This is a genomic window from Priestia sp. AB (assembly GCF_028369225.1).
Classification (GTDB): Bacteria; Bacillota; Bacilli; order Bacillales; family Bacillaceae_H; genus Priestia; species Priestia megaterium.
Window position 1 is genome coordinate 72,159 of record NZ_JAQMYN010000010.1, and the last position, 17,919, is coordinate 90,077.

The 17,919-nt window shown below is 32.9% G+C and carries 18 protein-coding genes; 5 read left to right on the plus strand and 13 right to left on the minus strand.

Annotation, left to right across the window (positions count from 1 at the left end):
* Positions 1–94: 94 nt before the first annotated feature.
* The 4 genes from POF52_RS23820 to mreC form a co-directional block, all read right to left on the minus strand.
* The gene (locus POF52_RS23820) at positions 95–1,513 is read right to left on the minus strand and encodes a HAMP domain-containing sensor histidine kinase (protein ID WP_271995438.1); all 1,419 of its coding nucleotides are present in this window, start codon (positions 1,511–1,513) and stop codon (positions 95–97) included.
* The gene (locus POF52_RS23825) at positions 1,514–2,197 is read right to left on the minus strand and encodes a response regulator transcription factor (RefSeq protein WP_271995440.1); all 684 of its coding nucleotides are present in this window, start codon (positions 2,195–2,197) and stop codon (positions 1,514–1,516) included. It lies immediately after the preceding gene.
* A 331-nt stretch (positions 2,198–2,528) separates the two neighbouring features.
* Entirely contained in the window at positions 2,529–3,224 is a 696-nt protein-coding gene (locus POF52_RS23830) for a response regulator transcription factor (RefSeq protein ID WP_271995442.1), read from the minus strand.
* A 149-nt stretch (positions 3,225–3,373) separates the two neighbouring features.
* Entirely contained in the window at positions 3,374–4,186 is an 813-nt protein-coding gene (gene mreC / locus POF52_RS23835; protein ID WP_271995444.1) for a rod shape-determining protein MreC, read from the minus strand.
* A 486-nt stretch (positions 4,187–4,672) separates the two neighbouring features.
* Between mreC and POF52_RS23840 the strand changes: the two genes are divergently transcribed.
* The 3 genes from POF52_RS23840 (at position 4,673) to POF52_RS23850 (ending at position 6,879) form a co-directional block, all read left to right on the plus strand.
* Positions 4,673–5,437: a COG4705 family protein gene (locus tag POF52_RS23840; RefSeq protein WP_271995446.1), complete on the plus strand. Its 765-nt coding sequence runs from the start codon at positions 4,673–4,675 to the stop codon at positions 5,435–5,437.
* A 238-nt stretch (positions 5,438–5,675) separates the two neighbouring features.
* Complete coding sequence (locus tag POF52_RS23845; protein ID WP_271995448.1) at positions 5,676–6,083, plus strand: CBO0543 family protein; 408 nt, start codon at positions 5,676–5,678, stop codon at positions 6,081–6,083.
* Positions 6,084–6,402: 319 nt separating this feature from the next.
* On the plus strand, positions 6,403–6,879 hold the full coding sequence (locus POF52_RS23850; RefSeq protein WP_271995451.1) for a hypothetical protein: 477 nt from the start codon (positions 6,403–6,405) through the stop codon (positions 6,877–6,879).
* A 534-nt stretch (positions 6,880–7,413) separates the two neighbouring features.
* On the opposite strand, the gene mprF is transcribed toward POF52_RS23850, so the two are convergent.
* Together mprF and POF52_RS23860 are read right to left on the minus strand one after the other, a co-directional pair.
* The gene (gene mprF / locus POF52_RS23855) at positions 7,414–9,981 is read right to left on the minus strand and encodes a bifunctional lysylphosphatidylglycerol flippase/synthetase MprF (protein ID WP_271995453.1); all 2,568 of its coding nucleotides are present in this window, start codon (positions 9,979–9,981) and stop codon (positions 7,414–7,416) included.
* 616 nt (positions 9,982–10,597) lie between these two features.
* A complete protein-coding gene (locus POF52_RS23860; protein ID WP_271995455.1) occupies positions 10,598–11,341 on the minus strand; it encodes a polysaccharide deacetylase family protein in 744 nt (247 codons plus the stop codon).
* Positions 11,342–11,723: 382 nt separating this feature from the next.
* Between POF52_RS23860 and POF52_RS23865 the strand changes: the two genes are divergently transcribed.
* The gene (locus POF52_RS23865) at positions 11,724–12,362 is read left to right on the plus strand and encodes a hypothetical protein (RefSeq protein WP_271995457.1); all 639 of its coding nucleotides are present in this window, start codon (positions 11,724–11,726) and stop codon (positions 12,360–12,362) included.
* A gap of 686 nt (positions 12,363–13,048) precedes the next feature.
* Here POF52_RS23865 and POF52_RS23870 read toward each other — a convergent pair.
* The 3 genes from POF52_RS23870 to POF52_RS23880 form a co-directional block, all read right to left on the minus strand.
* On the minus strand, positions 13,049–13,204 hold the full coding sequence (locus tag POF52_RS23870; protein ID WP_271995459.1) for a hypothetical protein: 156 nt from the start codon (positions 13,202–13,204) through the stop codon (positions 13,049–13,051).
* Between the two features lie 67 nt (positions 13,205–13,271).
* Positions 13,272–13,502: a hypothetical protein gene (locus tag POF52_RS23875; RefSeq protein WP_271995460.1), complete on the minus strand. Its 231-nt coding sequence runs from the start codon at positions 13,500–13,502 to the stop codon at positions 13,272–13,274.
* A 2-nt stretch (positions 13,503–13,504) separates the two neighbouring features.
* Complete coding sequence (locus tag POF52_RS23880; RefSeq protein ID WP_271995462.1) at positions 13,505–13,825, minus strand: YbjQ family protein; 321 nt, start codon at positions 13,823–13,825, stop codon at positions 13,505–13,507.
* A gap of 388 nt (positions 13,826–14,213) precedes the next feature.
* Here POF52_RS23880 and POF52_RS23885 point away from each other — a divergent pair, with 388 nt between their 5' ends.
* On the plus strand, positions 14,214–14,342 hold the full coding sequence (locus POF52_RS23885) for a hypothetical protein (RefSeq protein WP_264467375.1): 129 nt from the start codon (positions 14,214–14,216) through the stop codon (positions 14,340–14,342).
* Between the two features lie 7 nt (positions 14,343–14,349).
* Here the strand turns inward: POF52_RS23885 and POF52_RS23890 are convergent, their stop codons facing one another.
* From POF52_RS23890 to POF52_RS23905, 4 genes are all read right to left on the minus strand, one after another.
* Complete coding sequence (locus POF52_RS23890; protein WP_271995465.1) at positions 14,350–14,496, minus strand: sporulation histidine kinase inhibitor Sda; 147 nt, start codon at positions 14,494–14,496, stop codon at positions 14,350–14,352.
* A 571-nt stretch (positions 14,497–15,067) separates the two neighbouring features.
* Complete coding sequence (locus POF52_RS23895; RefSeq protein WP_271995466.1) at positions 15,068–15,730, minus strand: sigma-70 family RNA polymerase sigma factor; 663 nt, start codon at positions 15,728–15,730, stop codon at positions 15,068–15,070.
* 324 nt (positions 15,731–16,054) lie between these two features.
* A complete protein-coding gene (locus POF52_RS23900; protein ID WP_176585747.1) occupies positions 16,055–16,204 on the minus strand; it encodes a hypothetical protein in 150 nt (49 codons plus the stop codon).
* Between the two features lie 452 nt (positions 16,205–16,656).
* The gene (locus POF52_RS23905) at positions 16,657–17,877 is read right to left on the minus strand and encodes an esterase-like activity of phytase family protein (protein WP_271995469.1); all 1,221 of its coding nucleotides are present in this window, start codon (positions 17,875–17,877) and stop codon (positions 16,657–16,659) included.
* Between the last annotated feature and the right edge of the window lie 42 nt (positions 17,878–17,919).

Here is a 17,919-nt window from a genome sequence, read left to right on the forward strand (position 1 = left end):
AATTTGATAAGGTCTTCTTATTACTAGGTTTTAATGTTTCTTTGCTTTTGAAGTTAGGAGTATTAAAAATAAGGACCTTGTTTTATATGCACATTTATAGAGAGTTATTAAATAGAGGCAATAAAATCGTTACATTTGTTCCTTCGCCTTCTTTACTCTCGATATTAATGGTACCATGGTACTTTTCAATCCATCGTTTGGCTATCGCCAGTCCTAAGCCAAGTCCTCCTTGTTTCCTGCTCCTTGCCTTATCGACTCGGTAAAATCTATTTAAAATATAAGGTATATCTTCTTCTGGAATGCCAATTCCTTTATCCATTACTTTAAGGGATACCTTTTCATTGATTAGAGAACAGTCTATCACTACCTCTTTCTCTTCCTTCTTAGAATATTTGACTGCATTATCTAACAAAATGATTAATATTTGTTCTAGATGGCGAGAAGAAATATTTACGTACAGATTTTCATGTGAGTATCTTATTTTAAACTCATAGTTGCTATACAGTACTTCAAAATTCCTTACAACATGTTGAACAGTGGCCAATACGTTAATAGGTTCAACATCTACAGGATTTATCAGGCTATTTTCAGCTCGGGATAGCTCTAATAAATCTTGCACAAGATTCGTTAAACGCTCTACTTCTTTTAGGCTAGATTTCAAGGATTTATCTAATACTGCCGCATCATTTTTCCCCCAGCGATTTAACAATGTCAAATGTCCTTGGATAATGGCTAACGGAGTTCTTAATTCATGTGAAGCATCTTCTACAAACTGTTTTTGCTGTAAAAAGGAGTCTTCAAGGCTATCCATCAACTCATTAAATAAACTGCCTAATTGAGCAAATTCATCATTTTTTTCATTAACTGGAACACGTTCTTCAAGGCCATTTGTTTTTATTTTTTTCATCGTCAATGTTAACGCTTGAACGTTAGATAGTATTTTCTTTGCTAGAATGGTTCCACCTAGAATACTAAAGATTAGTGAGCCTACTCCTGCAGCAAGCATTAATAAAAAAATCTTGTCCATAAAAACATCGGACATCTCCATATTTCTAACAATTTCAACCGTTCCAGTGAAGTTGTCGGTGACAATTGGAGAACGAAGAACTAGTAGACGTTCATCGTGGTTTCGAATTACTTTATACTCTTGGTGCTTCACCGTTTTCGGTTGCTGCCAGTTTGGTGAAACATTATTTGATGTGCTGGTTATGACGTTTCCTTTCCTATCAAGAATACGAATCAACTGATTCTTTTCATTAATTTTCGATAAGTATCCTTCACTATTTTCAATTTGTTTTAAAGATAAAGGTTCATCATCGGATTGAATAAAAGCGAGAACCTCGTTTAATTGATGAATACCATTTTGCTTCTCATAATTTAAAATACTATTATCAATCACAATATATTGAAAGAGGTTGTAAGAGAGAAAAAGTAAAAATAGAAACATGGAAGACCATAACGTTATCTTCCATCTTATAGGTAAATCTTTTATACAATTTATCCACTTCCTCATTTAAACATCACGCATCACGTACCCAACCCCTCTGATGGTTTGAATATATAACTCTTTATCCTCTGCACTTAATTTGTTTCTTAGGTATCTAACATATACATCTACAACATTCGTTTCAACAACTGAATCGTATCCCCACACTTGCTCTAGGAGTATATCTCTTGTCAATACTTTATTAATGTTACGCATAAAAATGGCTAGAAGTTCAAATTCTTTATTCGTGAGTTCAATTAGTTTTTTTTCTTTTATCACTGTTCTTGATTCCAAATCAAGTTCAATATCTTTAAATGTTAATAGTAGCTTCTGATCCACTATCTTGTTGTTTTCTTGACGTCTAAAAATGACTCTCATTCTCGCAAATAATTCTTCAATGGCAAATGGTTTAGACAAATAATCGTCAGCTCCATTATCAAGTCCCATTACCCTATCCATGACGCTATCCTTAGCTGTGAGCATAATAACTGGAGTATCTTTAGTCGTTCTTAGCCTTCTACACACTTCAATGCCATTTAATCCAGGCATCATTAAATCAAGCAGTATAATGTCATAATCCTGATTGGTTGCTTTATCTAAACCAGTACGCCCATCATAAGATACGTCAACTAAATATCCTTCATACTTTAGTTCTAGTTCCAAAAATTCTACTAGCCCTTCTTCATCCTCTATGATTAGTACCTTTTTCATATGAGATATTCCCCTTCTGTATAAAAATGAAAAATAAGAAATTTTTATATAATTAATGAATGCTATAGCTATATACCCCAGTTCTAAAAGTTCATAATATGGAGTATGAAATAAGTTTTCTATGATTTTCTTGCTTCCTTATAAGCCTTTCTTCAATTTATCAAATAAAAATTAGATTTGAATAAAAAAGAGATTAAGAATAAATGAAATTATTTCTTAATCTTCTGCAACCAGTTATATAAAGTTTCTCTTAAAACCTTTACCATCAAATGCCATAGTAAACTGGATGTATAAATTCAACGCTTAGAAGTAAAATCCATTATGCGTTTCTTTAACTTTCTTTAATGGTATATCCTATACCTCGAACAGTCTCGATGAGTGGGGTATTAGATCCTTCTTCAACTTTCTTTCTCAAATAACTTATATAAACATCAAGTATATTTGTATCTCCTTCGTATTCATATCCCCATACATTTAGTAAGATACCCTCACGTGTAACCGTCTTATTTTTATGGAGAACTAAATACATTAATAAATCATATTCCTTAGGAGTTAAGCAGATTTTTTGCCCAGCTCTTATTACTTCTCTTGAGTCGGTATTTATATCCATGTCTTTAATTGATAATAACGAGTCTTTTTCTGCCTTCTTCCTAATAATAAGATACTTATAACTTAATAAAGAACGTATCCGAGCCAACAATTCTTCTGTTTTAAAGGGCTTAGTTATATAATCATTTGCTCCATGATCTAACCCCATGATTTTGTCTAGAGTTGAATTACGGGCTGTTAAAAGGATAATAGGGACGCAATTTTCTCTCTTTCTTAATTTACGCAAGACCTCTATACCACTCATTTTAGGCAGCATAATATCAAGTAAAATTAAATCAAACTCATTAGATAAGGCTGTTTCGAGACCATCTCTTCCATTTTTTTTAATTTTCACTTGATAACCTTCATGCTCAAGTTCCATTTTTAATATGCTCCCTATTTCCTCTTCATCTTCTACAATTAAAATATTTTCTCTCATCTAATCCCTCTTTTCAATCTCTAGATTGTCACTTTTCATATTCTTCTTTCTAGATAAAGAGAAGTATATAGCTCTCACAGACCGATACCTCATTGGAAAATAGAAAACTTTAAATGCTGAATATAAAAACATAAGATAAAAGACTATTATTAAGATGTGATATCAAGTTCCCTACCATTGTTTTTTGAATTGATAACAATTACTTCACTAATATTATTAAAGTTCGATGAGGGCTTTACAATGGCCTGTTTTGTTAGTCCATACTCATCAGGTTTCACTTTAATTACTTTTCCTAAAGCTAGTTTCCCTTGAAAAATCGAACTGATAGGGGAGGTTTGAACTTTATCCCCTTCCTTAATCTCGGCCTCACTGGGGATTTTTCTAATAATTAAATTATCCTTTTTATCATCATAGCCTTCTAATGTTCCATTCACACTTTTCCCATCCTTTAACATTACCGCCATGCGATTTGTCCTAAGGTTTGAGCTAATTAATTCTACTATAGAGGTTGACGGGAAAACTTTAGATACCTTCCCAATAACTCCATTTGTGCCAAGCACATTCATGTCTATTTTCATCCCCTGCCTCTTTCCCTTATCAATTGTTATTTCATTGTTCCAATTATTTATGGAACGATCAATTACGGTAGCTGTTACAGGCTTATAGGCTTTTACCTTAGGTTCTGTTTTTAGAATTTTTTTAAATACTTTATTTTCATGTTCCAACTTATAAACATTTGCTTCCTCCTGATTTTCAGTGGCTAGTTTATTCTTTAAGATAATGTTTTCGTGGTAAGTGGAAAATAATTGACTTACTTGTTGAAGTTCACTCCAAGAAACTTTGTCTAGAAAAGGTAAATTATCTTTGTACAAGCTTCCAACAACAATGAATCCTCCTATAACAAAAATACCCCCTATCAAAATATATTGATGTCTTTTCTTCTTTCTTTGAAAACGTATCAAAATGATACCTCCCTCGTAATAGTCATGCTATTTATAATATTACTAACTACTTCTTAAGTATCATCCATCTTTGAACTCTTAGTAATTGTTTGAGGTTCCTCTTCTTTTAATGAACTTTAAAGTTCAGAAGCTGAAGGCATAACGTTATGTTTTAAAAATTTGACTCACATAATTCAAATTTAATACTGTGCAATGAAATTTAAATGAAATTTAAATGAAGATTTAATAAAAATAAATATTTTATAAAAACGTTATGGTGCAATTATTTATTCAATATTTAAGAGTTGATAAAACATTCATAAAAAGTTTTTTATAGAAATCTCATTAAATTCTTATCTACTTTTCATTTTGATTTTAGAAAGAGACTGTACAGTTTGAATTGCAATGATAAAACTTTCAAGGGATTTTCTAAGAAAAAAATTAGGTAAGGGTGCCGTTTATTTAAAAGAATAAACACTTAGCACAAGAAGGAGAGAAAAATTAAGAATGCATGCATCATCGCCAATGAATAAAATTGCACAAATTACACTTGTTTTTTGGATTATGAAAATTTCAGCTACGACACTGGGGGAAACGGCCGGTGACTTATTAGCACAGACATTAGGGGTTGGATATGGAGTTAGTACGCTGATCTTTTTCAGCATATTTTTAATTACACTTATAGCTCAACTGAGCTCTAATAGGTATATTCCAGCCCTTTATTGGACTGTTATTCTTTCAACTAGCGTAGCTGGCACAACAATGTCAGATTTTATAGATCGTACACTAGCATTAGGTTACGCAAAAGGCTCAATGATATTAATCACTATATTGTTGTTGATATTTGCATACTGGTATTTTAGCGAGCGCTCATTGAATATCAATTATATTAGAAACCGTAAGGCTGAAGTACTTTATTGGATTGCAATTCTTTTCTCAAACACATTAGGTACAGCTTTAGGAGATTTTTTGTCTGATACGTCTGGACTTGGATATATAGGCGGAGCTATTTTAATCGGCAGCTTACTAGCCTTCATCGTTATATGTACCTTCTATACAAAAATTTCTCGTGTATTTTTATTCTGGATAGCATTTGTTTTAACTCGTCCTTTCGGAGCAACGTTTGGGGATCTTTTAACAAAGCCACATGAAAAAGGTGGTTTAGACTTAGGCACGGCAGGATCTTCTTTAGTCCTAATCTCCATTCTTATTGCTTTTATGATCTATACAACATTTAAACAAAATAACATAAGTTCAGAACAAGCACTGTAGATTTTATTTTTATTGATTACATTATAAAGCCTATAAAGAGAACACTTCTAATGAAGTGACTGATTGCATGAATACCCTCTTTTTCGCACATACTCGTACCAAGGTGGTGTTTATGATTAATCAGTTAGAAGCTCTTACCCAGCATGTCAATCACGAACAATACTATTAATGGCTTCATCACGATTTATTTAGTGCTCAATGGTGGTTAATTGTCATTTTAAGTGCGCTTTTTCTATTCATGTTTTATCTACTTATTGATCGGGAACGAATGGTGTTCATCCTTTTAGTATTTTTCATTAGCTTTGTCGTAGTAGGTATTGTCGATGAACTGGGAAAGTTCTTTGACGTATGGAGTTACCCTCACCAATTTTTGATTTTTACTCATCGGTTTAATTCCGTCGATTTCGCAGTTATCCCAGTTATACTTACATTAGTGTATCAGTTCTTTAGCAAATGGAAATTCTATTGGATTGCTGCTCTTATTGCCGCAGCGTTCATTGCTTTTATTGGCGTACCGATATTTATCTTTTTCCATTTATATGATTTGAATCATTGGAATACATGGAAGGCATTTATAACAGTCTATCCAATCGGATTATTTATCAAAGTCATTAGTGAGTTCATATATTCTAATCAACGTAAGTAGCTTGCTCCATACGATTTGTTGCTCTAGATGAATAAATAAATCTCAAAAATTTATACTATCTAAGGACAGATGCGTTAAACCAAAACAAGTAGGTTCCTCTCCTAAAACAAACGACTAACAGCCATATTAGTCGTTTGTTTTATTTCATACACGTACAATAACTTATGCGGGGCATACTTAATGGCAGGAAAAAAGCTCACCTTAAAAGTCAACCTAAATACGGGAGTTCTATAGAAACATTTAAAGAAACAAATCTATTTAATACCTTTAATTCCTTTTTGTGTAATTATATGTCATAATAAAATAAAAAGGAAAAAAAATGATTGGACTTATTATTTCCATTATTGTATTTAATTTTATTGCATTTAAAACGAATAAAAGACTGACATCAAATCAAATTCTTCATCTCTGGTTGTTTACCATCGCTTTTCAAAGTAGTTTCGATGTCTATATAGATTTAAAATATCATGGATATTGGTATTTCACAGACGGTGCGGATTGGAAAGGGCTGCTTGTTCATACTGTGTTACTCCCACCTGTTAATATGATGTTCCTTAGTTGGTACCCATTTAAAAGGAGTTATATTAGGAAAGTTTGTTATTTTATTTTTTGGTTAATAGCCATTTTGCTTTATGAAATGTTTACATTATTACCGGCTCCTTGGGGGTATTTTCATTATGGTTGGTGGGATTTATGGCATTCAGCTCTACTTAATCCTGTACTTTTACTTACCTTACTATGCTTTTATAAGTGGGTATGTAAGCTAGAGGATAAGCTTTTATTAAGAAAGAAATAGAAATGAAAGGGCACCTGGACTTCTAGGAGAGATAGCCTTTTATGGAGATTTCCCAATGAATATGTCGGTAGAAAAATCGTGTTACGAATACCAACGTCGGAAGGTATTCTAATTACATTTTGTTTCAAGTATCTAAGAGATATACTAATATATATACATTAAAAAACGAATTTTATAATCGACTCTACTTTTTAAAAAAACAAACACTTTCTTTCATTTAATTATCATTACTTGTTAAGTAAATATTAAAGTACTTCGTATATTATTAGAGTTTCACAATTTACTCTTAGTGACGACAAATTGGTTCCTTAACCATAATGTAAGTAATAGACAAAGCACTTATTTTGTTTTAACTCTGTTATTTAATTGACATATTTTTGTCTTTTAAAACTATATTTATCTCTATTATGTAATAGGCATGTCCCGTATAATGTTAACCAAAAGAACAGGGAACCTCATATTTATATAATTAAACATTATCTGAATAATCTGTCTAATATAGATGAATGAAAAAAGCAGTAAAGGTTCATTTCCTTACTGCTTTTTTCGCTTTCCTATTAATCGTGTTACAACAAGCATAGTACCTGGGAGCGAACGAGTTTTTCGATAGGCTAAATACTTGCCGTTCCATACAGGCTTATATTTGTCTTTAAAAAATCGTAAACCACTAAAGCTGTACATATAACGTACGTTATTAAAAATAGCTGCTGCTACGCGCTCATACCAAAAAGAATGAGGGGAAATACCTACATTGGAAAGAGGAGCCATTCCTATGTTCAAATAGAGATAGCCCTCCTGCTTCGCCCATTCTAAAAGGTGAATCAGCATAGCATCCATTACACCACTAGGGGCATTAGGAATGTATCGCATTAAATCGATAGAAATTTTATTTGGCTGGTAAACCGGCATAAGAGTATAAAACGCAATAATATAACCATCTTTATCTGCAAGTATGGCAACTGGTGCACGATTAATATAATCTAAACTGAAATAGCCAAGTGAAAATCCTTTTTCCTTTTTACCATTGAGCCATGCATCTGATACTCCTTTTAACTGTGTATATAACTTATTTGTAAGTGGGGGGGGAATCACAGAAAACACATAACCTTCTCGTTTAAATTTGTTTACTGTCGCACGAAGGCTCGCTCGTTTTTTCCCCGAAATGGTAAACTTATTTACATCTACAATAGCTTCTTCTCCAAGTTTAAAGAAATTGTATCCAAAGTCATGGTACAAGCCCATCCATTTGCTCTCAATTTGATAGAAAATACAAGTATATCCAAACTTGTCTGCTTCATGAAGAAACTCTGCAACTGCCTTTGAAAAAGACAAAGAATTGCCACTGGGATCTCCTAATACAACGAGTCGATCACCTGAACGAGTAAATTGAATCAAAGCCTGTCCATCACTACTGAAAAAAAGGCGTTTATCTCCGAGAAACCCAAGATGACTTAATACATTTCCCCCATATTTCTCTAAAAAGTTTTGTAAACTGACAGAAGAAGCTGGCTGTCCCACCATTTTCGTTCGTGAACGTTTGAAAGATAATAATCCTCCGAGTAAAAAAACAGGCACAATAATTGCGGTTAATAGGGTACTTCTATGTACTTGGGCTGTAGTTCGGACAACATAATGCGGTTCAAATGTATTTGTTATTTCAGAAATCCAGGTTCCCAGTGAATCGTATATATATAAAATAACAAGTAAAGCAACAATAGCCTTTACTACGTCAACTAATGTAAGCTCTATCCGTTCTTTTACAAATCGTGTTCTTAGTGCGTAAAACACTGCAAGAATGATGAGTAGTAGAAATGTTTCTTCTAAATCGATTCCTTTTAATGCATTAAACACTGCCCCACCTATCAGCACAAAGCACATCATGTAATAGGATCTTTTCGTTTGATGATAAACTCCCTTTGTCAAAAGAATAAGAAGTACTCCAAACGAAAGAGACAAATCGAATGAAATTTGTATGAGTTGTTTAGGCACAAGAATACGTAGTTCATGTGCTCTATTAGCCTCAGTAGGGAGTAAAACGGATAAAATGATGATACATCCCGTCAAGGCTGTCAACGTTGCTAAAGACCATGAACTTAACGTAGAGAAAAGCCGTTGTCTTAATGCCCATAGGACACCGGTTGTCTCTAAAGTAGGGGCAATAAATGGCCTATCCTCGACTTTCTTCAATGTTAACCCAGTCATTTCAAATGCTGCAAACGCAAGTCCTATTCCAAATGGGAATACAGTGTAAACGAGACGATATAACAAAAGAACAGATAAGGTTGTTTCTGCACTTATTCCATATTGCTTCAACCCCATTAAAAAAATGAGGTCAAATGATCCAAGACCACCTGGCACAAGGCTGATGCTTCCTGCAATAGAAGATATAACATACACACCTAGGATTTGCCTAAAGCTCATCTCTACACCCAGCAATAAAACAATAACATACATAACAATACTAGCTGACAACCATTCTACAAGTGATACGAGGCAATATAAAACAGCTGTTCTAGTTTTTCCCACTTTATCTTTTTCTTTTTTGCGTTTCACCTTTGAAATTCCAATGTATACAGGGACAATAAAGGAGAAAATAACTAAAGCAGGCCAAAGCCAAGGCTTCTCCTGTAATAAAAACCATATATTTAATACACCGAGCAATCCTAAGAAAGACAGAAAAGAAAGTCCGGTAATAAATGCAGTAGTCATCCATGTGATATTTTTAATCAGCTTTCCGTTATCTTGCACGTAAGAACGATAAAGCATGACACGTAAGCCAGCACCTACAAGGCCGCCAAAGCCAAAAATACCGTTAAATGAGTTGGCAATCCATGACACACGGAATATTTTCTGTATAGTTATATCTATCTTCATAGAACGTATCATAAGAAAATCATAAAAAAACATCATAGAGACCGCAAGTATACCTACTGTAATAGCTAAAAAAAAACCACCTGTAGGAATGTTCTTAATAACATGTACGGCATTACTAATCGATAACGATGCGAGTTCTTTTCGAGCCTCAATAGCTACAATAATTAGTATAAAAACTGGAAATAAAAATTTCCCGACATGTAAAATTCGTTTCAAAGCAATTGACATACGACCCTCTACTTTCAACAAGATTCACTGTTATCTTATCCACGCAACTAGTTTATTATGTACCAAACGAGTAAGCTCATATTTAAGTTGGATTCTAACTATGTTTTTACATATTGAAATATAATTTGCCGTAGTACTATATTTTAAGGAAACAGTTAGGAGGTAACTATGAAACATTTTGAACAAGCAAAGAAAATATAGATTAAATATGATAACGGATATATAGACTTTTTAGAGAAGCCATTCCTGTCACTTTTAATATTTACAAAGGAAGATTATATTAAATCCTAAAGTGGTAAAGTATGTTGCTGTTTGTATTATCTATTACCCCTGTTTTCTTCATTTAGGATAAACTCTTAATCCTTTAATGCAACTATATTTATAGTGTGTTTACTTTTTCATCTTTTTTTCACTATTAAATGATAACTTAAGTGTTAATCATGCTATAAAGCATTTTCTATAGATATTCCCCTTTCCATTTTCAAGCTTACCTAAAAAGGTGAGCTTTTTTTCTTATAATCCTCATTTTGTTTACAAATATCTCTTCACATAATTCACAAAAGAAAGATGTTCACAATAGACTAGGCTCATAGCAAATTGAGTGGATGCATAAATATTAGTGTGTAATTTCAAACGTTTTTAATAGCTCCGAAATTGTGACACATTCATATCCTTTTTCTTTTAGGGCGGGCAAAATACGTTTGAGAGCTGAAATAGTCTGGCTTTTTCCATTCACATGGTCGTGTAAAAGAATGATGTCTCCATTTTCTATATCATCTAATACATTTTGAACAATATAATTCACTCCAGGTCGATCCCAATCACGCGTATCATGCTTTTGAGACCATAACACAACTTGCAAGTTAGATTGTTCCACCACGTCCACGAGCTTTTGGTTGTAAAACCCTTGAACGGGTCGAAATAATGAAGGCTGATACCCACTTATATTAGAAATAGCTTTCTGAGTTAATTCAATTTCCTTGATCAATTGTTTCTCGGGAACATTGCGAGTCCAAATCAAATGATGAAATGTATGGTTTCCAACTTCATGACCTTCTCGTATTTCCCTTTCAACAATAGATGCATAACGTTCTACACGAGACCCTACGACGAAGAAAGTCGCTTTTGCATCGTATTCTTTCAAAAGATCTAAGATTTGTACCGTTTCATCTGATGTTGGTCCATCATCAAATGTAAGAGCTATTTTCTTCTTTTGGATAGGAATAGAATGAATGACATGCTCTTGAGGTAGAGAGATAGAAAATAACGGACTCATCAATGAATAGGCATTAACTGTTTTTTCACTCATTACAAACAAGATAAATAAAGATACCCCAACCAATAAAACCATCCGACCCATAAGCATCCCCTTCTTTAAAACATTATTCGTTAAGATAACCTATTGAGTTGTTTTTATGTATAAGCCCTCTATCATGAGCTATGAAGAACTCAGCAGCAGAATACCAATGAATGTGCAGGGAAACGCTGCCTAAGGAAATTAACTTTGGTTTTACATATTATAAGGGGGGATAATGTGAAGAAGAAAAAAGAAACAAATTTGTTAAATGATGCGGCTAAGTCTTTTGCATTAGGTTTACTGGAAAAAGACTCCTAGTTCAATTTCACAAGTATTAGTGTATAATGAGACTACCTTGTAGAAAATTCTTTTTTATCACACAGATGCTCCTGGCAGAGCGTCTTTTTTATTTATCCCAATAAAGATTGTAAAAGGAAATACATAGATGAATGTAAATGATAAATGGTATTTAGCCAAATATGAACCCGCATCTAACGTAGGTTCATATAACTGGGACTACAAATTTGATAATAATTATAAAGGAGCAAATTTAGTAAACAGATATCTAATTAAAGAAGATAAGCTCTCCTTATTTTTAAATAGTGAAAATTATTATTTTTATGTTGTAAAGCCTATTGAGGGTCATAGTAAAATACAAAAACTGTTCCGTGAAAGAAATCTTCAAAAGAAGGGATTTCAAGACCTACATTACTCTTATATAAGGGACGAAAAGAGCAATACACCTTATTATGTATCAGCAGACATTCGAACCATTAAGTATTGTTATAAAAGTTTAAATAAGGATGATAATCCATTCACTTTAGATTTATTTAATGGGGATAACGACACAGTTATCTTATTTTCTAAGGAAGAGATTCGTGAAAATTTAATAGTCGATTATTTAAAAAATGAGGAATTACAACCTTGGAGAAATAAAGAAACAAATGCACTACTCAATTTTTTAAATGAAAAAGAAGTAGGATTAGTATATAAACATGATTATTTCTTTCATGAAGAAGCTACTGCTCGACCAGAATTAGAAGAGACAGTATTTATATGTTATGTTCCCTGGATATTAACTTAGTTAATAAAAGAAAAAGCTGAACGCTCAAAAATTGAGTTCTTTCAGCTTTTTTCTTTCCTAAAACGGTATTATGTAAATAGACAATATATATGACCCACAGCAATTCCTAGTGTGAACCATTAAAATCTATTTTCTTATCCATTTCATCTAAATCTGTCTCATAAAGCTCCTCATCTTCGCCATCACCTACAACTGCAATTAACCTCAGATCTTTCCCAGGCTCACCAAGTAATATTGCTTTTGAACCTATAGTTTCGGAATTGCAGTCTGTATAAAGGTACTCGGAAAGTATTTCAAGAATATCTTCTTCATTAGTATTTAAAGTATTTTCTTTTATTCTTCATCATTAACACCTATTCATCTATAGATTTTTCACCTTTATAAACGCTTATTATAGCATGGTAGATAAACTAAATTTCTATTAAGAGCTATAAAAAAGAGTGCTAATAAGAATGAGTATGTTAACAGACATATGTTAGAAATCATAATTTCAATCCTCTGTTTAAGAGCAATAAGAACTTTGCTTGAGATTTCTCATTACGAATCATTCTTTTAACACGAACATTACTTTGTAAGTAAGCTCTGACTTCTCTATTTCCGGATAGAGTGACAATTACTAGAGAAAAATAATCAATAAAAACACCGTTTCAAATAAACGGTGTAATAAAAATTTGTTCTAATTTAATTTAGCTTGGATCATTTTCGTCTAACAAGAGAGTCGTTACGTTAGTATATTCTCCTTTAGAAATTTCCTCTGGAGTTGCATCTTTTTGCAATTCATCTTCAGTATTCATTCCTTCTGCAATTGTTGGCTTATCAGTTGAATTTTTTTGTTTTTTCATTTAGTACACTCCTTTCGAGTATATTTTTCTCAACGATAAACAGTATTATGTAAATTAGAAACAGAGTTCATTGTTCTTCCTTATAAAATCGTTCTCCTGTGTAATGATTGTAGTATACACGCAATTTTTTGTTTGTCGTTGGATCAACCATAACTTCATCCGTGCGGATAAACCCATTCGGTATACCTTGCCCCTGTCGGTTTCGAAAGCGTTTATCCCAAATAAGCCATGATAATAGGGCTAAAATCAAGATACCAACACTCATTACTACATAATATATAATGATTATATTCACCATTATTACATCTCTTCTACAATAACTGCGGTTCCATATGCCACAATTTCACTCATGTTTTTTCCAATTTCACCAGAATCAAAGCGCATCATAATTATTGCATTGGCACCCATCAATTGGGCGTTTTTCACCATACGGTCTAACGCGTGCTTCCTTGCGTCCTCAAGCATTTCTGTATATTGACTAATTTCTCCCCCAATGAGTCCCTTTAGCCCAGCAAGAATATCATTACCAATACCTCTTGCTCGTACAGTTAATCCAAATACAGGGCCCTTTACTTCTACTGTTTTATAGTTTGGTACGTTTTCTGTTGTAACAATAATCATCAACCATTTCTCCTTTTATTTATGATATTTACAAGATATTGAAATGAAAGAGTTGTATAGCAATCTTGAACTAGTAATTATTTTACTTCTAAACTAAATAATTTCACTAACTGAAACATTTACTAACCTAATTTTTTTATGTTAAAATAGATTTATGCAAAACTCCAACGTTGCATAACACATAGAATATACACCTTAACCTTTTTCTAAGAAAAGTCCTATTGTCAGTTTTCAAAACTGCTTTGGGGCTTTTCTTTTCTATAACATCATTAGTCTCCATTTATTGCTTTTTAAAAAATCTCAGCATTAAAACCAAACAGAATTTGACAAAATAAAAACCTTAACCTTATTCTATACTTAAAAATAAACTCAAGGAGTTATAACATACATGGATAACATGCAGCGTTTTATAGAGTTAGTCTTAAAGTTTGAACAATCCTTAAATAGAAAGCTGAATCATCAAGAAAAAGAATTCTTAATGTGGGTTGTAAAAAAAGAAAAACAGATAAAAGCGTAATTTTGAATTAATTACTTCTATCTGTTTTAGTCATGAAGCGTAGATCCCTTCTTTTCAATTCTTCTTCAAGAATAAGAATAAAATCTTTATCTAACTTTAATTCAATTGCTTTAAAATACGATGCTAATAATGTTTCATCCTGTAATTTATCCATGCTTCTCCTCGCTTTTTTTGAACAACATCTTTACATATATAACAAATTGAATTTGATGTTAAGTATTTAAAAGATATTTACATTTCTCTTTTAGCTTATATAATTTGCGATATCCTAACAAAAATAAGCCCTTATCTTCAAGGACTCACTTGCTTTTACAAAGTTATTATTCATGCACCTTGTTTATTTTTGATAGATCCACATTTTAGATATAACTATAAGTAATTAAATATAATAAACTTTTAGCTCTCCTGATCTTACTGTTACAAAAGCTGTTCTTTCTACAGTTTTTTCACTTAATATACTCTCTATTTAAAGAAGGAAAACCCCCTGTTCCTAAAACCTATTTAACAATTAGTTGCCCTTCTAACCTTTTAATGTTAGGAAGGTGGAATTAAACGTTATACTCCATTTTTGTTCTTTCATTTCCATAACATTCTGTTAGATTACTCAATAGTATCTTTATGATAAATAAAAAGAACACGTAAAGAAAAACATATCTACGTACTAGATATTTTCCACCTTTAAATATCAGTACTTTTAGCAACTTCATGCTTTTATTCCGTGTTTGTCAGGATAATTCCTGCAAATAAAGGTATTTCATTTGATGCCTCATCTTTTTCTTAATTCGGCAAAGTGCATTATCCACTGTTTTGTGAGGAATATCTAGGTTTTTAGAGATTTGTATATAGGTTTGACCCTTCATATATAGGGCAAACACTTCTTGTTCGATGGCTGATAACATTTCTCCCAGGATGTATTCTCTCTCTTTTTTATTCTCGCTTTCTACAGCTGCCTTTTCCGGACTTATTGCGTAAGGGTGAGGAAGTATCTCCATAAGGGTTATGTCTTCCTCTGCTCGTTTTGAATTTCTAGATGTGTTTAAAGAAAGAGCATTATTTAAAGGCGAGTGTTTTTGACGATTCCCTGCTTTTATAGCTGTAATAAGTTGACGTGTAATGCATAACTCCGCAAAGCCTCTAAATGAACTCTTCCCTTCTATTCTAAAATCTCGCGCAGCTTTATATAATCCTAACTTTGCCTCCTGTAAGAGATCCTCTCGATCCCCTCCTAATAGGAAGTATACTTTCACCTTCGAACAGACTAAATACTCATATTTTTTCACTAGTAAGTTGAAAGCAACCTCGTCGCCTAGTTGAAACGCTTGAACAATCTTTTCATCACTTGAAATTGTCTTTTTTTCTCCTAGTTTTACATCAGCTAATATGTTCATTTGCGTTCCTCCTCTTCTCTTATGCTTTCTGTATACTTTAATTATAAAAAAGAGAAAGTATAAAAAATGTCGAAAAAGCAATGAGTAAAAAGAATATTTAGATAGAAAGAAGAGGGACATTACACAGTGTACAGGTCGTAATCCTCAAACAGAGGCAGGAATAACAATTCCAGCAACAAAGGTCCGGGGCTTAAAGTAGGAAAAGAATTAAAATAAGCTGTTAAATAAGGATGCCTTAAAAGAAAGTCCCCCTATAGAGATAAACTTCTAAAGGGGGCTATTTTTCATGGTGAAAATTTCTAAATACCTACATCCAAACATTATCTAATCAAGGTTTCGATTTTCTTGAGTCGTCGTCTTAGAGTTAGAGGTAGGCTCTTTGCCAAGTTTAGGTTTCCAATTTCCTAACTTGTTTTTTACGTAATCCTTTAAAAAATCACGTTTCTTTTTTCGTCTTTTATCCCTGTTTTTCATAAAGATTCACCACCTTTGAGTTACTTAATAAATTCAATTTAACATAGTTATAACTATGTTAAAAAAAACCATCTTTATGCTAAATCTATAAGTAATAAGTAGTTCATCTTATTATTGAAAGGTATACTTTTAGGTTTGTTTCAGAGTATTCCAGAGAACGTTTTCCATTGTAAAAGTAATAAAAGTAGAATGTGAAGAACAAACAGATAATCTTCATTACTATTGTCATAATCAATCATCATAATCAATCATAATAAACAAAGCAGGTTAATAAATATTAACCTGCTTTTCAGACTGATGAGAACTCTTTTAAGTTCTCGTTAGAACTTTATGATTTCTTAAAAGAAGCATCCTCGTTCTCAGAGGTGAGACTTTCTCTTTGAAGCTAGTTAGACCTGCCGTATGAAACTAACATTCTATGTTTCTAGAGAGTGGGCTTTGCACTAGAATTTCTATTTTGGCAATACTTCAAATGCTAAAAATTGGGTTACTTGATTACGGTTGAAATTATCATCGGAAAGTAGAACTAAACTGTCATGTCCATTTGGAAGCTTTGGTCCCCAGGATATCCCTTCAATATTGTCCAGTACCGATAAACCTAATGTTGTTAAATCTAAAATAAGACGCTTTTTCACAGGTTTAAATTTTTGTCCTTGTAATGAATGAATGTTCCTAATGTCACTAGCTCCGCGCGTATCTAATTCATAAATACGAATATAATTTTTAAATGCTCCATCCGCGCTTTGTACGCCAGAACGTTCAATACTTAGAAATTTGTGTTTATTTACAGATGAAATTTCTGATACTCCGTTATCTGCATACTTACCAGGGCCAGGCTTCGCTGGGATGGCATCAATAGGATATGCATATTGTGCTAACAGCTTTCCATTACGGTCATATTGTGTAATTCGTGAAAGCGCCCCATTAGTCGGTGTAGGTACAGGTCCATCCTGATATAAAGGGGCTTCCATGGAAACCCATAAGGAATTACCATCGTTTGCAAAGGTCATTCCTTCAAACGTTAAATTATCACGTGGTCCAATCTCATGTTCTGGTGTCATGTTAAATTGTTTCACTAAAGGTAAAGTAGCTAAATATTTCCCTTCCCCATTCGCATGCTTTATGAAAGGATTTAAGCCAAGAGAACGGCTCCCCTCACTTGTATACCAAACGCTTCCGTCTCTTGGATCTAGACGTATAGATTCAAAATCTGGTACTTCTCCTCCCGTTACGGCATATTGTGTTTGATTAGGATAGTTTGTACCATCAGCTTGTTTTAAAAAGTTCCTTCCTGTCAGTTTAACCGAAGCGAAATTCTTATTATCGTAGTTCAATTGAGCTGTATAAAAACGGGCAGGACTGTTATCCGATTTGTCATCACTTATCATTATCCATGTACCTTGCTTAGCGTTATAGGAAAGTCCTGATAACCCTCCTACAATAGTTCCTTGAAATTCTTTCTTAAAAGGGATCCTTTGCTCTCCAATCATTTTTAGGCTTCCAATATTATGTGTTTCTTTTATATTGTATTCCCACTTTTTATTTTGGAACGGTTGACCAGCTGTTTCTTTATTATTTTTAGCTGCATCTGCAGGAGTAGATATAGCTAAAAAGGAACCTAATGCCATAATACTCAAGACTTTAAAACAATTTCCTGATTTTTGCGTATTCATAATAACCTCCCGAATTTTTAAGATGAGATGGGATACATATAA

Bases quoted from the DNA above. Each gene is read 5' to 3' on its own strand.
- POF52_RS23820 (WP_271995438.1), bottom strand. From the start codon at position 1,513: ATGAGGAAGTGGATAAATTGTATAAAAGATTTACCTATAAGATGGAAG.
- POF52_RS23825 (WP_271995440.1), bottom strand. From the start codon at position 2,197: ATGAAAAAGGTACTAATCATAGAGGATGAAGAAGGGCTAGTAGAATTT.
- POF52_RS23830 (WP_271995442.1), bottom strand. From the start codon at position 3,224: ATGAGAGAAAATATTTTAATTGTAGAAGATGAAGAGGAAATAGGGAGC.
- POF52_RS23840 (WP_271995446.1), top strand. From the start codon at position 4,673: ATGCATGCATCATCGCCAATGAATAAAATTGCACAAATTACACTTGTT.
- POF52_RS23845 (WP_271995448.1), top strand. From the start codon at position 5,676: ATGTTTTATCTACTTATTGATCGGGAACGAATGGTGTTCATCCTTTTA.
- POF52_RS23850 (WP_271995451.1), top strand. From the start codon at position 6,403: ATGATTGGACTTATTATTTCCATTATTGTATTTAATTTTATTGCATTT.
- mprF (WP_271995453.1), bottom strand. From the start codon at position 9,981: ATGTCAATTGCTTTGAAACGAATTTTACATGTCGGGAAATTTTTATTT.
- POF52_RS23860 (WP_271995455.1), bottom strand. From the start codon at position 11,341: ATGGGTCGGATGGTTTTATTGGTTGGGGTATCTTTATTTATCTTGTTT.
- POF52_RS23865 (WP_271995457.1), top strand. From the start codon at position 11,724: ATGAATGTAAATGATAAATGGTATTTAGCCAAATATGAACCCGCATCT.
- POF52_RS23870 (WP_271995459.1), bottom strand. From the start codon at position 13,204: ATGAAAAAACAAAAAAATTCAACTGATAAGCCAACAATTGCAGAAGGA.
- POF52_RS23875 (WP_271995460.1), bottom strand. From the start codon at position 13,502: ATGGTGAATATAATCATTATATATTATGTAGTAATGAGTGTTGGTATC.
- POF52_RS23880 (WP_271995462.1), bottom strand. From the start codon at position 13,825: ATGATTATTGTTACAACAGAAAACGTACCAAACTATAAAACAGTAGAA.
- POF52_RS23885 (WP_264467375.1), top strand. From the start codon at position 14,214: ATGGATAACATGCAGCGTTTTATAGAGTTAGTCTTAAAGTTTGAACAA.
- POF52_RS23890 (WP_271995465.1), bottom strand. From the start codon at position 14,496: ATGGATAAATTACAGGATGAAACATTATTAGCATCGTATTTTAAAGCA.
- POF52_RS23895 (WP_271995466.1), bottom strand. From the start codon at position 15,730: ATGAACATATTAGCTGATGTAAAACTAGGAGAAAAAAAGACAATTTCA.
- POF52_RS23900 (WP_176585747.1), bottom strand. From the start codon at position 16,204: ATGAAAAACAGGGATAAAAGACGAAAAAAGAAACGTGATTTTTTAAAG.
- POF52_RS23905 (WP_271995469.1), bottom strand. From the start codon at position 17,877: ATGAATACGCAAAAATCAGGAAATTGTTTTAAAGTCTTGAGTATTATG.